At 66.1% G+C, this 15891-nt stretch carries 21 protein-coding genes; 5 read left to right on the forward strand and 16 right to left on the reverse strand.

Going from position 1 to position 15891, the window contains the following annotated elements; genetic code table 11:
• Window positions 1–108: 108 nt before the first annotated feature.
• The 5 genes from petA to PRN20_RS17560 all read left to right on the forward strand — a co-directional run bounded on the left by petA (window position 109) and on the right by PRN20_RS17560 (window position 3740).
• Entirely contained in the window at window positions 109–633 is a 525-nt protein-coding gene (petA, locus tag PRN20_RS17540; RefSeq protein ID WP_273959051.1) for a ubiquinol-cytochrome c reductase iron-sulfur subunit, read from the forward strand.
• A 10-nt stretch (window positions 634–643) separates the two neighbouring features.
• The gene (locus PRN20_RS17545; protein WP_273958901.1) at window positions 644–1933 is read left to right on the forward strand and encodes a cytochrome b; all 1290 of its coding nucleotides are present in this window, start codon (window positions 644–646) and stop codon (window positions 1931–1933) included.
• A gap of 17 nt (window positions 1934–1950) precedes the next feature.
• Window positions 1951–2796, forward strand: coding sequence for a cytochrome c1 (locus PRN20_RS17550; RefSeq protein WP_273958902.1), 846 nt, complete (start codon window positions 1951–1953; stop codon window positions 2794–2796).
• A gap of 117 nt (window positions 2797–2913) precedes the next feature.
• A complete protein-coding gene (locus tag PRN20_RS17555) occupies window positions 2914–3114 on the forward strand; it encodes a hypothetical protein (protein WP_273958903.1) in 201 nt (66 codons plus the stop codon).
• A 95-nt stretch (window positions 3115–3209) separates the two neighbouring features.
• Window positions 3210–3740 carry an adenine phosphoribosyltransferase gene (locus tag PRN20_RS17560; RefSeq protein ID WP_273958904.1) on the forward strand — a complete coding sequence of 177 codons (531 nt, stop codon included), beginning with the start codon at window positions 3210–3212 and terminating at the stop codon, window positions 3738–3740.
• Here PRN20_RS17560 and PRN20_RS17565 read toward each other — a convergent pair whose 3' ends face one another.
• The 16 genes from PRN20_RS17565 to PRN20_RS17640 all read right to left on the reverse strand — a co-directional run bounded on the left by PRN20_RS17565 (window position 3741) and on the right by PRN20_RS17640 (window position 15808).
• Complete coding sequence (locus PRN20_RS17565) at window positions 3741–5627, reverse strand: diguanylate cyclase (RefSeq protein WP_273958905.1); 1887 nt, start codon at window positions 5625–5627, stop codon at window positions 3741–3743.
• A 429-nt stretch (window positions 5628–6056) separates the two neighbouring features.
• Window positions 6057–6419 (reverse strand): hypothetical protein, encoded by a 363-nt coding sequence (locus PRN20_RS17570; RefSeq protein ID WP_273958906.1) that lies wholly within the window; start codon window positions 6417–6419, stop codon window positions 6057–6059.
• Between the two features lie 7 nt (window positions 6420–6426).
• Window positions 6427–6984, reverse strand: coding sequence for a MaoC/PaaZ C-terminal domain-containing protein (locus PRN20_RS17575; protein WP_273958907.1), 558 nt, complete (start codon window positions 6982–6984; stop codon window positions 6427–6429).
• Window positions 6981–7505: a MaoC family dehydratase gene (locus PRN20_RS17580; RefSeq protein WP_273958908.1), complete on the reverse strand. Its 525-nt coding sequence runs from the start codon at window positions 7503–7505 to the stop codon at window positions 6981–6983. Before PRN20_RS17580 ends, PRN20_RS17575 begins: the two co-directional genes overlap by 4 nt.
• Before the next feature lie 37 nt (window positions 7506–7542).
• Entirely contained in the window at window positions 7543–8100 is a 558-nt protein-coding gene (locus PRN20_RS17585) for a class I SAM-dependent methyltransferase (RefSeq protein WP_337956260.1), read from the reverse strand.
• Window positions 8101–8183: 83 nt separating this feature from the next.
• Window positions 8184–8606, reverse strand: coding sequence for an LPXTG cell wall anchor domain-containing protein (locus PRN20_RS17590; protein WP_273958909.1), 423 nt, complete (start codon window positions 8604–8606; stop codon window positions 8184–8186).
• A 53-nt stretch (window positions 8607–8659) separates the two neighbouring features.
• A complete protein-coding gene (gene ychF / locus PRN20_RS17595) occupies window positions 8660–9757 on the reverse strand; it encodes a redox-regulated ATPase YchF (protein ID WP_273958910.1) in 1098 nt (365 codons plus the stop codon).
• A gap of 184 nt (window positions 9758–9941) precedes the next feature.
• The gene (gene pth / locus PRN20_RS17600) at window positions 9942–10676 is read right to left on the reverse strand and encodes an aminoacyl-tRNA hydrolase (protein WP_273958911.1); all 735 of its coding nucleotides are present in this window, start codon (window positions 10674–10676) and stop codon (window positions 9942–9944) included.
• Window positions 10677–10737: 61 nt separating this feature from the next.
• Entirely contained in the window at window positions 10738–11373 is a 636-nt protein-coding gene (locus tag PRN20_RS17605) for a 50S ribosomal protein L25/general stress protein Ctc (RefSeq protein WP_273958912.1), read from the reverse strand.
• Between the two features lie 137 nt (window positions 11374–11510).
• Complete coding sequence (locus PRN20_RS17610) at window positions 11511–12755, reverse strand: RNA polymerase sigma factor (protein ID WP_273958913.1); 1245 nt, start codon at window positions 12753–12755, stop codon at window positions 11511–11513.
• 1 nt (window position 12756) lies between these two features.
• Window positions 12757–13137, reverse strand: coding sequence for a YciI family protein (locus PRN20_RS17615; protein WP_273958914.1), 381 nt, complete (start codon window positions 13135–13137; stop codon window positions 12757–12759).
• A 13-nt stretch (window positions 13138–13150) separates the two neighbouring features.
• Window positions 13151–13588 carry an iron chaperone gene (locus PRN20_RS17620; protein WP_273958915.1) on the reverse strand — a complete coding sequence of 146 codons (438 nt, stop codon included), beginning with the start codon at window positions 13586–13588 and terminating at the stop codon, window positions 13151–13153.
• A 22-nt stretch (window positions 13589–13610) separates the two neighbouring features.
• Window positions 13611–14000 carry a VOC family protein gene (locus tag PRN20_RS17625; protein WP_273958916.1) on the reverse strand — a complete coding sequence of 130 codons (390 nt, stop codon included), beginning with the start codon at window positions 13998–14000 and terminating at the stop codon, window positions 13611–13613.
• Between the two features lie 105 nt (window positions 14001–14105).
• Window positions 14106–14519, reverse strand: a complete 414-nt coding sequence (locus PRN20_RS17630; RefSeq protein WP_273958917.1) for a YciI family protein — start codon at window positions 14517–14519, stop codon at window positions 14106–14108.
• A 98-nt stretch (window positions 14520–14617) separates the two neighbouring features.
• Window positions 14618–14809, reverse strand: a complete 192-nt coding sequence (locus tag PRN20_RS17635) for a hypothetical protein (protein ID WP_273958918.1) — start codon at window positions 14807–14809, stop codon at window positions 14618–14620.
• Window positions 14810–14875: 66 nt separating this feature from the next.
• The gene (locus PRN20_RS17640; protein WP_273958919.1) at window positions 14876–15808 is read right to left on the reverse strand and encodes a ribose-phosphate pyrophosphokinase; all 933 of its coding nucleotides are present in this window, start codon (window positions 15806–15808) and stop codon (window positions 14876–14878) included.
• Between the last annotated feature and the right edge of the window lie 83 nt (window positions 15809–15891).

Raw genomic sequence — 15891 nt, forward strand, 5'->3', positions numbered from 1 at the left:
CGCCCTTGAGGGCGGGGTGGGCTATGGCTGCAGGTCAGCCGCCGGCCGGCACCGAGGCGGTGATAAACGCACAATAGACGGAAGCTTACCTTGGCGACGCAATCCAATCTGGCACATCAGGATGCCCCTCAACCGGGACGGCGCGACTTTCTGTACATCGCCGCCGGCGCCGTGGGCGCCGTTGGCGTAGCAGGGGTCACCTGGCCGCTGATCAACCAGCTCAATCCAGATGCTTCGGTCCTGGCGCTTGCCAGCATCGAGTTCGACCTGTCGGGCATCGAGGAAGGGCAGTCGGTCACGATCAAGTGGCGCGGACTTCCGGTGTTCGTGCGTCATCGCACCGCCGCCGAGATCGCCGAGGCCCAGGCCGTACCGCTGAGCGACCTCAAGGATCCCGAGACGGACGAGCAGCGCACCAAGCCGGGCCACGAGCAGTGGCTCATCATGATTGCGAACTGCACGCACCTCGGTTGCGTGCCGGTGGGTGAATCCGGCGACTTCGATGGCTGGTTCTGCCCGTGCCATGGCTCGCACTACGACTCGGCCGGCCGCATCCGCAAGGGTCCGGCGCCCAAGAACCTGGTGCTGCCGCCCTATGAGTTCGTCTCCGATACTCTCGTGAAGATCGGCTAAGGGGGCAAAGATGGCACACGAATCCAGCTACGTCCCCGGCAACGCCGTCGAAAAGTGGATCGACGACCGCCTGCCCATCATCCGGTGGTCCAAAGAACACCTGATGGACTACCCGACGCCGAAGAACCTCAACTACTGGTGGACCTTCGGCGCCATCCTCGCCTTCATGCTCGGCGTGCAGATCGTGACCGGCATCGTGCTTGCGATGCACTACACGCCGCATGTCAGCCTCGCCTTCGACTCGGTGGAGCATATCCGCCGCGACGTGAACGGCGGCCGCGTCATCCAGGCGGTCCACACGACCGGCGCCTCGATGTTCTTCGCCGCGGTCTACATCCACATGTTTCGCGGGCTCTATTTCGGCTCGTACAAGGCGCCGCGCGAGATCCTCTGGATCCTGGGCGTCATCATCTTCGTGCTCATGGTCACGACCGCCTTCATGGGCTACGTGCTGCCGTGGGGCCAGATGAGCTTCTGGGCCGCGACGGTGATCACCAACATCGTTGGCGCCATCCCCGTGATCGGTAACCCGATCCTCGAGCTGCTGCGCGGCGGCTTCGCGGTGGACAATGCCACGCTCAACCGCTTCTTCTCGCTGCACTACCTGCTGCCGTTCGTCATCGCGGCGGTTGTGGCGCTGCACATCTGGGCACTGCACGTGCCCGGCAACAGCAACCCGACCGGCGTCGAGGTGAAGTCGAGCCGCGACACGGTTCCCTTCCATCCGTACTACACGATGAAGGACCTGTTCGCGATCGTGGTGTTCTGCATCCCGTTCGCCTGGTTCGTGTTCTTCGCGCCGGATATCCTCGGTCACCCCGACAACTACATCATGGCGAACAGCCAGGTGACGCCGACCCATATCGTGCCCGAATGGTACTTCCTGCCGTTCTACGCGATCCTGCGCGCCATCGACTTCAACATCTTCTTCATCGACTCCAAGCTGGGCGGCGTCATCTTCTTCGCCGGCGCGATCCTGGTGCTGTTCTTCGTGCCGTGGCTCGACACCAGCAAGGTGCGTTCGGGCTCGTTCCGGCCGATCTTCAAGTGGTTCTACTGGCTGTTCGTGGCGAACTTCGTCCTGCTCGCCTATCTCGGTTCCGCTCCGGCGGAAGGCATCTTCGTGCTGCTCTCCAAGATCGCGACGGCCTATTACTTCATCTACTTCCTGATCGTGCTGCCGCTGCTCGGCCGCTTCGAGACGCCGCGGGAACTGCCGACTTCGATCTCGGAATCGGTTCTCAAGCATTCGACGCCCGTGGGTGGGGCCGATCCCGCCCTGGCCAAGACGACGCACTAAGACCTCGGGGCCCAACCATGATCAAGACCAAAGCCATTATCGGCGCCCTGCTGGTGAGCATCCTCTTCGCGGCGGCTCCGGCCGCCGCGCAGGAAGGCGGCCACTCCACTCCCGAGATCAAGAAGGAGCCGTGGAGCTTTGCGGGGCCGTTCGGCACCTATGACCGCAACCAGCTGCAGCGCGGCTTCCAGGTGTTCCGCGAAGTTTGCGCCAGCTGCCATGGGGCTCGCCTGATGGCGTTCCGCAACCTCAGCGAACCCGGTGGTCCCGAGTTCACCGAAGGCCAGGTGAAGGCTCTCGCGGCCGAGTACGACGTGGCCGATCCGAGCGTTGCCGGCGGCACCCGTCCGGCTGTGCCGGCCGATCGCTGGCCGTCGCCGTTCGCCAATGAGCAGGAAGCCCGCGATGCCAATGGCGGCGCCCTGCCGCCGGACTTCTCGGTGATCGCCAAGGCGCGCGGCACGACGCAGCCGTTCCCGTGGTGGATCCTCAACTACTTCACCGCGTACTCGGAAGGCGGCCCGGACTACATCCATGCGGTGCTGACCGGCTACCACGAGCCGCCGGCCGGCGTGACGGTCCCGGAAGGCATGCACTACAACGAGTACTTCCCGGGTCACAACATCGCCATGGCGCCTCCGCTGAGCGATGGGGCCATCACCTACGAGGAAGGCGAGACCGGCAGCGTGCCGCAGACCACCGACCAGTATGCCCGCGACGTCTCCGCCTTCCTGATGTGGATGGCCGAGCCGCACCTCGTGGCACGCAAGGAAGCTGGCCTGCAGGTGATCGCGTTCCTGCTGCTGTTTGCGGGGCTGATGTACCTGGTCAAGCGCAAGCTCTGGGCCAAGGTCGAGCACTGAGCTCTGTCACCAATTGATCTCAAAGGGCCCTGCGGGGCCCTTTGTCATTGGCCGCGGACTTGCGAATGGCGGCCGCATCGTCGATATTGTCCAGAACCAATCTCGGGAGGCCCGCCGATGTCGATCATTCGCAGCGCACTGACCGTTGCCGCGCTGGCGCGTACCGCGATCGCTCATCCGGTCGTCCGGGCCGGAATCGCCGCGGCGCCCCTGCTGCTCACACCCCAGGTCAAGGCGAAGGCGCGCGAGGCCACTCTCAGCGGTGCCTACAAGGCCGGCGTCCTCGCCCGCAAGATCGTCGAAAGCACCAAGCGATAGCGAATAGCCGCGCGCGCGACGCGAATAGGGATTGACGCACCCGCCGGTGCGCGGCCTTGTACACGCCATTGGCTACGAACTGTTCGCATCCCCCAATGCTCGATCTCAAATCCCTCGTCCGCACGATCCCCGACTATCCGAAGAAGGGGATTCTCTTCCGCGACATCACCACGCTCATCGAGAACCCGGACGGGTTCCGGGCAAGCGTGGATCGCCTGGCCGCGGCACATCGTGAGCTGGGCATCACCCATGTCGCCGGCATCGAGGCGCGCGGCTTCATCTTCGGGGCAGGGGTGGCGATCGCCCTGGGCGTCGGGTTCATCCCGGTGCGCAAGAAGGGCAAGCTGCCGGGCGAGACCATCGGGCAGAACTATGCGCTCGAGTACGGCGTCGACACCATCGAGATTCATGCCGACGTGATCGGCGCGGGCGACCGGGTCCTGCTGGTCGACGATCTGATTGCGACCGGTGGCACGGCGCTGGCGGCAGTGTCGCTGCTCCGCCGCACCGGGGCGGATGTCGCGAATTCGGGCTTCGTCATCGACCTGTTCGACCTTGGCGGCGCCGACAAGCTGCGCGCCGCAGGCGTCAGGGTCGAAGCGCTGATCCCCTTCGAGGGACACTGATCAGTTCACGATCCGCAATGTGCGCGGAATGACCGGGAAGCGCCGGCGCCAACCGCTGACGCGGTCGCGTCCAGAGGTCTTGGCTTCGTAGAGGGCTTCGTCGGCCCGTCCCACCAGCTCCTCGGCGCTGCGCTCGGTTTCGCCGGGGGCGTAGCCTGCGATGCCAACGCTGACGGTCACGTGGCCGAGCGGGCTCGCCGTGTGCGGCATGGCCATGCCCTTGAGCGTACCACGATACTCGACGGCGAGCTGGTAGGCAGCATCGGCATCGGTGTCGGGCAGGACGGTGAGGAACTCCTCCCCGCCGTAGCGGGCGACAAGATCCGCAGGGCGCTGGAAGACCTGGATGAGGCAACTGCTCACCACCCTGAGGCATTCGTCGCCGGCGAGATGGCCGTAGGTGTCGTTGTAAGCCTTGAAGTGGTCGATATCGAGCAGGATGGCCGTAAGGGGAGCATCCGTCCTCAGGCTGCGCGCGATCTCGATATCGAGGCGCTGATCGAGGGCACGGCGGTTCATCAGCCCGGTGAGGGGGTCGGTGGTTGCTTCCTGCCGCAACTGCTCGGTGACGTTCAGCAATTCGATCTCGGTGCGCTTCAGGCGCGTGATGTCGGAGACGACGACCATGCACACACCGTCAGGGGAGGGGCGGGTAGAGACGCGCAGCCAGGTTCCGTTGAACAGATGCACCTCTTCCTCGTTGTCGCGACGCAGCGACGCTACGATGTCGTCGATCCACTTGGCGACTTCCGAGGCCGAGGCGCCAACCTGTTGTTCGCGGCGGGCCACGGCGCCGGCCAGGATCGTGCGGATATGGGTGCCGGGAATGCGCAGGTCGGAGGTGCGCGGGAAAAGCTGCTGGTACTGCGCGTTGCAGTAGAGTAGCCGGCCGTTGCGATCGAACATTGCCACGCCGTCAGACATCTGCGCCATGGCGAAGGACAGGACGCGCTGGCGTTCATCCAGATCCGTCTCCAGCCGGCGGCGCGCGGTTATGTCGTGCTCGTGGGTGATGGTGCCGATGGCGTGCCCGTAGTCGTCATTCAGCGGGGTCACCCGGGTCTGCAACCAGGTCTCGGTGCCGTCCGGATGCTTGAGAACCTGCTGCAACTGGACGGTGTCGCCCTTGGTCACCGGATGTGAGCCGGGTGCCGTCGTTTCGGTAACGAACTCGTCACGCCTGCGACCGATGAGATCATCGGAGGACGACACGCCAAGCAGGCGTGCCGTTGCCGAGTTGGCAGTCACGAAGCGCCCATCGAGGTCGCGGACGCTGACGCTGTCGGGGAGGGCGTCGACAACCTGGCGGAAGAGGCGGTTCTCGAGCCGCGTGCTGCGACGCTCCTCGACGCGCGTCAGGGCGAGTCCGGAAAGGAGCACGGCGACGAACAGGAGCAGCGTGCGGCCGATCGTGACGATCGGCTCCTCGCGAACCCGAACATCGTGGGGAAGGAACGAGAAGGCCAGCAGCACAATCGTACAGGTCGCCAGGGCCAGCGCCACCGAGTGCCAGCGGGCGAACGGCAGCTGGTTTCGGGTCAGTGCGACATTCGCCACCGCTCCCGTGAGGACGATGAGGCTGATGGCGAACAGGCCCGAGCCCGTGCCGATGCCCCCGATCCAGACGCGGTATGTACCGGCGAGCACGCCGGCAACCAGCCCCGCCAACGGCCCACCGAAGAAGGCCGCCAGGGCGACCAATGCGACACGAAGATCGAAGATGACGCCCGGCGAGAACTCGACCGGGAACAACATGGCCGTGATCGCTCCCAGCCCCATCACGAGGCCGAAGCAGACCTGAACGGTGCGCGGCCCGAACCGCTCGAAAACGTCACGGGCCTGTGTCCAGACACTGACGAAGAATGCGACCACTGCCACATTCGTCATCAGACTGTACCAGGGCGACAGCATATCTCGACGAGTCCCCTCTTGGGCACAGCCATTGCAGTCGTGCTGACATTGTGAGCCTGGCGCGATAACGAAGCGCTAAATCGGTGAATACAAAGCGTGGCGCTCGCCAAGTGAAAGCGATCGAACATCTGTCAGGCGGACAAGTGCATTGGCGGCGGCGTCACCGTGACGTCGGGGGAGACCCCGAGGACGGATCCGGATGTGAGGGAGGAAGCTCAGCTTCGCCGGGTCACACCTCGCCCGTCATCTGGAGCACTGCCGGAGACGACATCCATGCATCATCCGCCGCACGCAGCATGCGTGGGAGGGGATACTCGGGCGTCCGCAACAGCTCTCAGATCATTTCGGGGGTGGGGCTCCTCGGGAAGGCGGCCTGTTAGGCGCAGCCCGTTCCACGATCAACCCTCAGCCGCGGGGGCGGCAGGTGAGGACGTTCTTGTCGACGGTGTAGAGCTGCAGCACGTCCTTGCCCGTGTCGTCGAAGCCGAGGATGGCGGAGGTGATGCCGGCGCCGGCGACCATGTTGCCATCGAGGAAGGTGACGCCGTTCGACGCCATCTCGGCATTGCCGGTGCCGGAGGCCTTGCTGCCGTAGTTGGCCGAAGCGTAGCCGTAGGACCCGGCATAGATGGTCAGCAGGCCCGCGCGGGTTCCGTCGATGAGGGCGCGGCAGCCCCAGTTGCCTTCAACCCCGACGCCCGTCAGCGATTGCGCGGAGACTGGCGCGGCGAGAGCCGCAAGGGTGACAGCAGCGATGGCAAGACGCATGGGGGACTCAACTCCTTTGGCCGAGCAACTTCCCCAATACGGGGACTTTGGTCAACGCCTGGAGCATGGCCAACCTACGCGGCATTTTGAAGTCGCGCAGCTTGGAGAAGCCGACGAGTTCGGCGTGATAGACCGTCTCGCCGCGCTGGTTCACCGCATCGAGGCTGTTGAACAGCAGGCCCCAGCCCGGGATCGAGTTCGACGGCCGCTTGCCGGTGACAGTGAGCATGTAGGTGACGGTGTCGCCGGGACGGACGGGCGACTTGAACTCCATCCGGTTGACGCCGGGCGATGGGCCGGAAACGCCCGGCTCCTGGCCGAGATCGCGCAGGCGCACTTCCTCGGCATCGAGGGCGTCCACCATCTTGCGATGGCCGACCAGCACCGTGTGCCAGCCCGAGGCAACGACACCGCCGAAATGGCTCTGGCTCGCCGCTGCCGGATCGACGTGGAAGTATTGCGGGTCGTACTCACGACCGAAGGCGAGGATTTCCGCCTCGGTGAAGGTGTGGCTGCCGAGCGGGAAGGGCTCGTCGATGGTCACGTCCTCGAACCAGCGTGTCATTGCCCGCCTCCCTGCTCGACGTCATAGGGCTGCACGACCTGCGCCTGCATGCCGGTTTCGGGATCACGGGCCTCGACGAGATTGGCGAGCCGCATGGTCATGACCGGCTGGCCGCGCTGGTTGCGGACGGCGAGGTCGATGCCGACGATGCCCCATTGCGGGTGGTGGCGGGAGCGGCGGAGTTCGGCAACGGTGGCGGTGGCCCAGATGGTGTCGCCCTTCATCACCGGCTTCTTCCACTTGAGGTCGGAGAAACCGAGCCCGCCGGCGGCGGCGATCCTGTTGAGGAAGCCGTCGCCGAGGAGGCGCAGGGTCAGCGCGGCGGTCTGCCAGCCGGACGAGGCAAGGCCGCCGAGCAGCGACCGCTTGGCCGCCGCCTCATCAAGGTGGAAGGGGAGCGGGTCGAACTCGCGGGCGAAGGAGAGGATCATCTCCCTCGTCACCTTGACCGAGCCGAGGTTGACGGTTTCGCCGACGACGAGGTCCTCGAAATGGCGGCGATCGGCGGTGATGGGGTTCATGGTTGACGTATACGTCAACCTGCCCGGGCGGGCAAGTTCAGGGGCGGTAAGCGTACACTGCGGCCGGCGTCGTCGAGGCGGGGCCGGCGCCGAATTCGGGGACGTCGTAGGCGGCGAGCTCGACCAGCCTGTCGGTGGGGAGGTGGGCGCGGCCGGGATCGCCGACCAGCACTTCGATCCCCGCAGCGCGGAAGCTGTCGAGCTGGGTAGTGGAGCGGCGGGCGGCGCCGGCGTCGTAGAACACGTCGCCGGCGAGGATGAGATCGATCGGGGGCAGGGGATCGAGGTCGGGGAGGATTTCCACGGCGACTTCGTTGGCGGCTGCGTTCAGCTCGGTGGCGGCGCGGGCGAAGCGGTCGATGTCGGCGGCGTAGACCTTGCGGGCGCCGGCGCGGGCCGCAGCTATGGCGACGATGCCGCCGCCGCAGCCGAGATCGAGCACGGTGCGTCCCGCCACCGCGTCCGGGTGTTCGGCCAGGTGCCGGGCGAGCACGGCGCCGCCCGACCAGATGTAGGCCCAGTAGGGCGCCGCGCGCGACCAGCCCTGTTCCTCGAGGCGGCGAAGACCGCTGCCGGGGTGGGCGGAATAGAGCACGATGCCGGGGAAGCCGCGCGCCGGCTCGAGCCGCAGGCTGGCGCGGATGAAGCCGGCCGGGTCGGTGGGCGCGCGGCTGGTGCTCAGCTGAGGCCCCAGATGGCCGAGACGCTGAACAGCCCGCAGAACAGCAGGTAGCTGACGAGGCCGACGCCGATCAGCCAGACCGGCAGCCGGAACCGGGCGTCGGACGAGACCACGCCCACCCAGCCGAGCAGGCCGATGCCGCCCAGGACGAGGAAGAAGAGCACGCCGAACCAGCCCATCATGTCGTAGACGTAGCTGACGACGAGTGGCGAGATCGCAGCCGCGGCGGCGGGCAGGGCCAGCCATCGGGCCTGCTTCTCCTTGCGCCGTACCGCGACGATGATGCCGAGCACCAGCAGCACCATGCCGGCGACAGGGAGGATCGACTGGATGTCGACCCGCCCGCCCAGCAGTATGGCGGGCGCGGAAAAGTAGGCGGACGTCATCGTCCACCAAGTCGAAATCATGTTCTGCAGCATCGCCCCCTCCCTGGCGGGTCTGCCGGCGCGACCGAGGCCGCGCCGCTATGGATTTAAGTATTGAACTTGAACAGCATCACGTCGCCGTCCTTGACGACGTATTCCTTGCCTTCGTCGCGGGCCTTGCCGGCTTCCTTGGCGGCAACTTCGCCGCCCAGCGCCACGTAATCGTCATAAGCAATGGTTTGCGCGCGGATGAAGCCGCGCTCGAAATCGGTGTGGATGACCCCGGCCGCCTGCGGGGCGCGGTCGCCCTTGTGGATGGTCCAGGCGCGGGTCTCCTTCGGGCCCACGGTGAAATAGGTCTGCAGGCCAAGCAGTTGGTAGGCTTCCCGGATGAGACGATTCAGGCCCGGCTCATGCAGCCCGAGGCTATCGAGGTACTCGGCCTGCTCCTCGTCGGGGAGCTGGGCGAGCTGGCTCTCGATCTCGGCCGAGATGACGATGACGGCGGCATTGTGCTGCCTGGCGTATTCCTCGACCTGTTTGGTCATGGCGTTGCCGGTGGCGGCCGAGGCTTCATCGACGTTGCAGACGTACAGGGCGGGCTTGGAGGTGAGGAGCTGCAGTTCGACGAACGCCTTCTCTTCCTCGGGGGAGCGCTGCACCAGCCGCGCCGACTTGCCGTCGCGCAGCAGCACCAGCGAGCGATCGATCAGGTCAAGCGTCTGCTTGGCTTCCTTGTCGCCCTGCTTGGCCTTCTTCTCGACGCCGGCGCGACGCTTCTCGAGGCTTTCGAGGTCGGCGAGCATCAGCTCGGTCTCGACCACTTCGGCGTCGGCGAGCGGATCGACCTTGTTGGCGACGTGGATGATGTTGCCGTCCTCGAAGCAACGCAGCACGTAGGCGATGGCGTCGCACTCGCGGATGTTGGCGAGGAACTGGTTGCCGAGGCCTTCGCCCTTCGACGCGCCCTTCACGAGACCGGCGATGTCAACGAAGCTCATCCTGGCGGGCAGAATCTGCGCCGACTTGCCGATGGCAGCCAGCTTGTCGAGGCGCGCGTCGGGAACGGCCACTTCGCCGGTGTTCGGCTCGATGGTGCAGAACGGGAAGTTCGCGGCCTGGGCGTTGGCGGTGCGCGTCAGCGCATTGAAGAGGGTCGACTTGCCCACATTGGGCAGGCCGACGATGCCCATCTTGAAACCCATGACAGTCTCCGGAAAATCGTCGTTGGCGGCGCGTCAGGAACCGCGCCAATCGTTGCGCTTCACATCGGTTGATCGGGGGCGGAAGTCAATTGGTTTGGTGCGCCTGGCTGCCCCTCACCCCGGCCCTCACCCCAGAGGGGCGAGGGGGTGCGCCCCTCACCCTCAAGGTGAGGAGCGCCCGCGCTCAGTCCTTCTTGAAGAGCTTCTTCAGCATATCGGCCATCGGACCCGTCTCGGGCACCTTGGCCTGGGGCTCGCTTGGGCGCGCCGCGCGGATGTGGCTTTGGCCGGCCGACTTCTTGCGGGTCGGGTCGGCGGTCTCGGGGCGCTGGTCCCGCTCGGCTCCATCGCCCTGGACGGCGATGGCGAGCTTGTTCATCAGGCCGTTGTCGTCGCCCTTGACGATCATGCCGGCATTGTCGGCGATGGCGTCGAGCAGGGGGATCAGCCAGGCCTGCTGCTCGGCCTTGGAAAAATCGCCGAGCACGTGCGGCATCACCAGGTCCTTGTGGCCCGGGTGGCCGACGCCGAGGCGGACGCGGCGGTAGCCGAGGCCGATCTGCGGATCGATGGAGCGCAGCCCATTGTGGCCGCCATTGCCGCCGCCGACCTTGACGCGGGTCTTGCCGGGCGCGAGGTCGATCTCGTCGTAGAGGACGGAGACGTCGGCGGGGCCGAGCTTGTAGAAGGTGGTCACCTTCTGGACGCTGTCGCCCGAGGAATTCATGTAGGTCTGCGGCTTGAGCAGCAGGACTCGCTCGCCGTCGATGGTGCCTTCGGAAATGAGGCCCTGGAACTTCTCGCGGAACGAGGGGAAGCCATGGCGGCGCGCGATGGCGTCGACCGCGAGGAATCCGATGTTGTGGCGGTTGTTCCGGTATTTGTCCCCGGGATTGCCGAGGCCGACGATGAGGTGCATCGGCATTGTATCCAGGCAGAGGGGCAGGGGAACGGGCGGGCCGAAGCCCGCCCGAAAGTCATTACTCGGTGGCTTCGCCTTCGGCGGCGCCCTCAGCGGCACCAGCCTCGGCTTCCTCGGCGCGCAGGCCCGACGGAGCGACGATGGTGGCGATGGTGAGGTCGTCCTCGTGGCTGTGGTCGACGGCGCCGGCCGGCAGCTTGATGGCCGAGATGTGGATCGACTGGCCGACATCGAGATCGGTGAGATCGACGACGACCTCCTCGGGGATGTGGTCGGCATCGACCGTCAGGTCGAGCGTGTGGTGCACGATGTTCAGCACACCGCCGCGCTTGATGCCGGGGCAGGAGTCTTCATTGGCGAAGTGCACCGGCACCTTGACGTTGATCTTGGCGCCCTTGCCGATACGAAGGAAATCGACGTGCAGCGCGGTGTCCTTGACGGGGTCGAGCTGGTAGTCGCGCGGGATCACGCGGTGCTTCTCGCCGTCCACATCGACAGTGATGAGGTGGGAAAGGAAGCCGCCGGCATAGATGCGCTTCATGATCTCGTTGTACGAGATGGTGATGGCGAGCGGGGGCTTCTTGTCGCCGTAGATGACAGCAGGGATGAGCCCCTCACGACGCAGTGCACGAGCGGCCCCCTTGCCCACCCCGCTCCGCGCCTGAGCATTGAGCTCCTTAGCAGCAGTAGCCATTGAATTGATCCATTCATGGGTTGGTGTGATCTTTGAGAAGTCAAAGCTCACGCACCCGTCCTCCAGGGGTGACGGGTGCTTCATGGGCGGTGGCTATAGTGGAAAGGCGCCGGGCGGGCAAGGGGATCGGGCGGGTTTCAGCCGTCTGAGAGGGCATCGAGCCGCTCGTGCAGGTACTGCCGCACCGCAGCGTCCGTCGCAAGGCCGATGGCGAGGGTGAGTGCCTCGCGCGCTTCGCCGCGATGATTGGTTTCGGCGAGCAGGTGGGCGCGGGCGGCCCAGTAGGGCTGGTAGGTCCGCATGCGCTTGTCGGCGGCGAGAGGATCGGTCGCGGCGAGGGCTGCTGCCGGCCCCTCGACCTCGGCCAGCGCCATGGCGCGGTTGAGGGCGACAACGGGCGAGGCGCTGAGCGCGAGGAGGTGGCCGTAGAGGGCGACGACCACCGGCCAGGTGGGCTGGCCGCGGGTCAGGCGCGCGACGTGGGCGGACTGGATGGCGGCTTCGATCTGGTAGCGGCCCGACGGGCCCTGGGCGTTGGCGGCGTGGAGCAGATCCTCGGCGAGCGCGATCTGTGAGTCATCCCAAAGGGTTGTGTCCTGTTGCTCCAGCGGCACGTAGGTCCCGCTTGCGGTGCGCCGGGCCGCTCGACGGGCCTCGGTGTAGAGCATCAGGGCGAGGGCGCCCTTGGCTTCGGGCTCGTCGGGGAGAAGGGCGACGACAAGCCGGCCCAGCCAGATGGCTTCGTCGGTGAGTTGAGCCGAGGCGGCGTCGCCGATGTCGGCCCAGCCCTTGGAGTAAGCGGCGTAGATCGCCTCGAGAACGGCATCGAGCCGCTCGGGCAGCTCCTCCTTGCCGGGGACGCCGAACGGGATGCCGGCGTCGCGGATTCTGGTTTTGGCACGCACGAGGCGCTGGCCCATGGTGGCCGGAGGAATCAGGAAGGCGCTGGCGATGTCGATGGCCGTGAGGCCGAGAATGGTCTGCAGGATCAGCGGGGCCCGCATGCCGCGCTCGATGGCGGGATGGGCGCAGGCGAACATCAGGGCGAGGCGGCGATCGGGGATCTCATCCGGCATCTCGGCGGCGGCTTCGATTTCATCGGCCATCATCATCAGATGCTCCTCGCCCGCCTGCCGCGTGGCGCGGCGGCGCAATGCATCGGTCTGCCGGCGGCGGGCGACCGTCAGCAGCCAGGCATCCGGATTGTCGGGCACGCCCTCGCCGGGCCAGGTGCGCAGGGCCGTGGCGAAGGCTTCGGCCAGCGCATCCTCGGCGCTGGCGACGTCGCGGGTGCGGGCGGCGAGGAAGGCGACGAGGCGGCCGTAGCTCTCGCGGGCGACGCGCTCGGCGGTGCGGGCGGCCTCGTTGCCCTCCTGACGCACGTCAGTCGTCCTTCTGCCTGAGGCTCAGGTCCGGCCGGGGGTAGGTCTCGGCGAGCGGCCGGATCTCGATCGAGCCGTAGCGCGAGCTGGGGCAGCGCTTGGCCCAGCGGATGGCTTCGTCGAGATCGGGGACGTCGATCATGAAGTAGCCCGCCAGCTGCTCCTTGGTATCGGCGTAGGGGCCATCGAGGACGTCCGTCTTGCTGTCGGATACACGGACGGTGGTCGCCGCCGACGGAGGCTGCAGACGCTCGCCGGCGGCCATGCCCTGGCCCGCCTTGGCGAGGGCCTCGTTGAAGGCGGCGTAGTCGGCCCAGAGTTCCTTCTGCGGCGCGTTGGCGAGGGCGGCATCGTCGTGGTGGATCAGCATCATGTAACGCATGGTCGGTCGGTCCTCAGCTCATGGCCTGCTTCACGAGCTCGGCGATGCGCTTCTCGTCGGCCTCGGTGAGCTTGAGGAGCGCGTAGCTGGTCGGCCACATGTTGCCGTCATCGAGTCTGGCGGCCTCGTTGAAGCCGAGGGTGGAGTAGCGCGCCTTGAACTTGGCGGCGTCCTGGAAGAAGCAGACGTTCTTGCCGTCCCTGTAGTAGGCCGACATGCCGTACCAGAGCTTGGCCTTGAGCTCGGGAGCCGCCGCCAGCACGATCTCGTGGACGCGCTCGGCGATCTTGCGGTCGGCCTCGGGCATGGACGCGATCTTGGCCAGCACGGCCTTGGCGTCCTCGGCCTCGCCGGCGCCGCGCTTCTCGCGCTTGATCTCCTCGGCGCGCTCCTTCATCGCGGCCTTTTCCTCGGCGGTGAAGCTCTCGGTCTTTTTCCTGGTGGTCGCCATTTTCTGTTTCCTTCGCGCGCGTTTACCAGCTGAGCTGAACGAACTGGATGATGTTGCCGCAGGTATCGTTCACCTGCGCGATGATCGAGGCGGTCACGTCCGTCGGCGGCATGATGAAGTCGCCGCCCCTGGCCTTGATGCGCTCGTAGTCGGATTTCACGTCCTTGGTGTGCAGCACGAGTTCGGGCTGGCCCTGCTGGAACATGGCATCCTGGTAGGCCCTGGCGGCGGGATTGCTGTTGAGTTCGAGCTGCAGTTCCGTCCCATCGGGATCGTCGGGCGAGGCGACGGTCAGCCAGCGGTAGCCGCTGTTGCTGAAGTCGGCCTTCCTGGTGAGGCCAAGCACCTCCGTGTAGAAGTTCAGCGCCTTTTCCTGGTCGTCGACATACACCTTGGTGAGCTTGATCTGCATGGTCTCTTCTCCGTCTTCCCGTTGGTAGCGCCGGGACGACATGCCCCGACGCTACAATGACGGCGGTGTTCAGACCATTTCGACTCTGCGGCTGAAGATTGTTCGTCAGGCCCCGTAACCGGGGTGATAGGGCCGGATTTCGATCGAGCCCCACTGCACGGCGGGACACTTCCGGGCCCAGTCGATGGCGGCATCCATGTCGGGGGCGTCTATGATGAAGTAGCCGCCGAACTGCTCGCGCGTTTCGGCATAGGGGCCATCATGCACCTTCAGTTCGCCGCCCTCGTTGGCGAAGTAGACGTGGCCGCTCGGGGTCGTCTGGCGCATCACCTCGCCGCCTTCCATGCGGATGGTCTTCGATTCCCAGGTCGGCTGCAGCGCCGAGGTGGCAACGAACGCGCCGGCCTTGGCGAGCGCCGACTCATAGGCCGCCATGTCCTGCATGGCAGCCTTCATGTCCTCGGCCGGGATGTCGGCGCCGGCCTTCTCATCGGCATAGAGCATCAGCATGTAGCGCATGGTCGTCTCCTCTCATCGGCAACATAGCCCTTCAGGGCAATGTCGGGCGAGGAGGGCCGATTTCGACAGGGGAGGGCGGATTCCCGCGGATTGAGCCCCTAGTGTGGCTTCGACTTCTGGTTGACGTCGGGAGCGTCGGCCTTGTGCCTGGGAGGGCGCGGCACGCCGACGCTGCGCGCGATTTCCTGCGCCTTGTCGAGCGTGGCGCGGTCTCCGATCCGGTCGCGCGGATTGTTCACGCTGCGGCCGAGATCATCCTGGTTGTCGTCGATCTGGCGGTTATGGGGCATGGTGGTCTCCTCTCGTAGAGAGGAAACCGTCCGGCGTGATGTGGGTTCCGGCAGAACCCCAGGGGATCAGTCGAGGAGGCTCGAAACGCTCTGCTCGCTGGCGGTGCGGGCAATGGCTTCGCCCATCAGGGGAGCGATCGAGATGCGGCGGATGTTCTTGGCCGCCTTCACCGCATCGGTCGCGATGATCGAGTCGGTGATCACCAGTTCCTTGAGGTGCGAGGCGGCGATGCGCTCGGCAGCGCCATCCGACAGCACGCCGTGGGTGATGTAGGCGGAGACTTCCGTCGCCCCGGCCTTCAGCAGCGCCTCGGCGGCATTCACGAGCGTGCCGCCGGAATCGACGATGTCGTCGATGAGGATGCAGGCGTGGCCGGCGACGTCGCCGATGATGTTCATCACCTCGGAGACGCCGGCCTTGGGGCGGCGCTTGTCGACGATGGCGAGGTCGGCACCGATGCGCTGCGCAGTGGCGCGGGCGCGGGCCACGCCGCCGACGTCGGGCGAGACGATCATGACGTTGCCGTTGGTGTAGTGCTCCTGGATGTCGCGGACCATGACGGGCGCGCCATAGAGGTTGTCGGTCGGGATATCGAAGAAGCCCTGGATCTGGGCGGCGTGGAGATCCAGCGTGATGACGCGGTTGACACCGGCCTCGGTGATGAGGTTGGCGACGAGCTTGGCCGAGATCGGCGTGCGCGAGGCGGACTTGCGGTCCTGCCGGGCGTAACCGAAATAGGGGATCACTGCCGTGATGCGTCGGGCCGAGGAGCGGCGCAGCGCATCCGAGAGGATCAGCAGCTCCATCAGGTTGTCGTTCGCCGGGTAGGACGTGGACTGGAGGATGAAGACATCCTCGCCTCGCACGTTCTCATGAATCTCGACGAAGATTTCCTTGTCGTTGAAGCGTTTGACCGTGCAATCGGTCAGCGGAACCTCAAGGTAGCTCGCAACGGCTTCGGCAAGGGCGCGATTTGAGTTGCCGGTGACCAGTTTCACGAGCGCGCTCCGGGTTGACGCCGGGCGGGAGTTGGCCGGCTCCTGTCGCGCGGGTCTCTAGCGGACGGCGGGCCGGGACGCAA

The organism is Devosia sp. ZB163, from assembly GCF_028613635.1.
GTDB lineage: Bacteria > Pseudomonadota > Alphaproteobacteria > Rhizobiales > Devosiaceae > Devosia_A.

Coding starts and splice junctions, on each gene's coding strand:
- PRN20_RS17545 (WP_273958901.1), top strand. CDS start 644: ATGGCACACGAATCCAGCTACGTCCCCGGCAACGCCGTCGAAAAGTGG.
- PRN20_RS17550 (WP_273958902.1), top strand. CDS start 1,951: ATGATCAAGACCAAAGCCATTATCGGCGCCCTGCTGGTGAGCATCCTC.
- PRN20_RS17555 (WP_273958903.1), top strand. CDS start 2,914: ATGTCGATCATTCGCAGCGCACTGACCGTTGCCGCGCTGGCGCGTACC.
- PRN20_RS17560 (WP_273958904.1), top strand. CDS start 3,210: ATGCTCGATCTCAAATCCCTCGTCCGCACGATCCCCGACTATCCGAAG.
- PRN20_RS17565 (WP_273958905.1), bottom strand. CDS start 5,627: ATGACGAATGTGGCAGTGGTCGCATTCTTCGTCAGTGTCTGGACACAG.
- PRN20_RS17570 (WP_273958906.1), bottom strand. CDS start 6,419: ATGCGTCTTGCCATCGCTGCTGTCACCCTTGCGGCTCTCGCCGCGCCA.
- PRN20_RS17575 (WP_273958907.1), bottom strand. CDS start 6,984: ATGACACGCTGGTTCGAGGACGTGACCATCGACGAGCCCTTCCCGCTC.
- PRN20_RS17580 (WP_273958908.1), bottom strand. CDS start 7,505: ATGAACCCCATCACCGCCGATCGCCGCCATTTCGAGGACCTCGTCGTC.
- PRN20_RS17590 (WP_273958909.1), bottom strand. CDS start 8,606: ATGCTGCAGAACATGATTTCGACTTGGTGGACGATGACGTCCGCCTAC.
- ychF (WP_273958910.1), bottom strand. CDS start 9,757: ATGGGTTTCAAGATGGGCATCGTCGGCCTGCCCAATGTGGGCAAGTCG.
- pth (WP_273958911.1), bottom strand. CDS start 10,676: ATGCACCTCATCGTCGGCCTCGGCAATCCCGGGGACAAATACCGGAAC.
- PRN20_RS17605 (WP_273958912.1), bottom strand. CDS start 11,373: ATGGCTACTGCTGCTAAGGAGCTCAATGCTCAGGCGCGGAGCGGGGTG.
- PRN20_RS17615 (WP_273958914.1), bottom strand. CDS start 13,137: ATGCGTTACATGATGCTGATCCACCACGACGATGCCGCCCTCGCCAAC.
- PRN20_RS17620 (WP_273958915.1), bottom strand. CDS start 13,588: ATGGCGACCACCAGGAAAAAGACCGAGAGCTTCACCGCCGAGGAAAAG.
- PRN20_RS17625 (WP_273958916.1), bottom strand. CDS start 14,000: ATGCAGATCAAGCTCACCAAGGTGTATGTCGACGACCAGGAAAAGGCG.
- PRN20_RS17630 (WP_273958917.1), bottom strand. CDS start 14,519: ATGCGCTACATGCTGATGCTCTATGCCGATGAGAAGGCCGGCGCCGAC.
- PRN20_RS17635 (WP_273958918.1), bottom strand. CDS start 14,809: ATGCCCCATAACCGCCAGATCGACGACAACCAGGATGATCTCGGCCGC.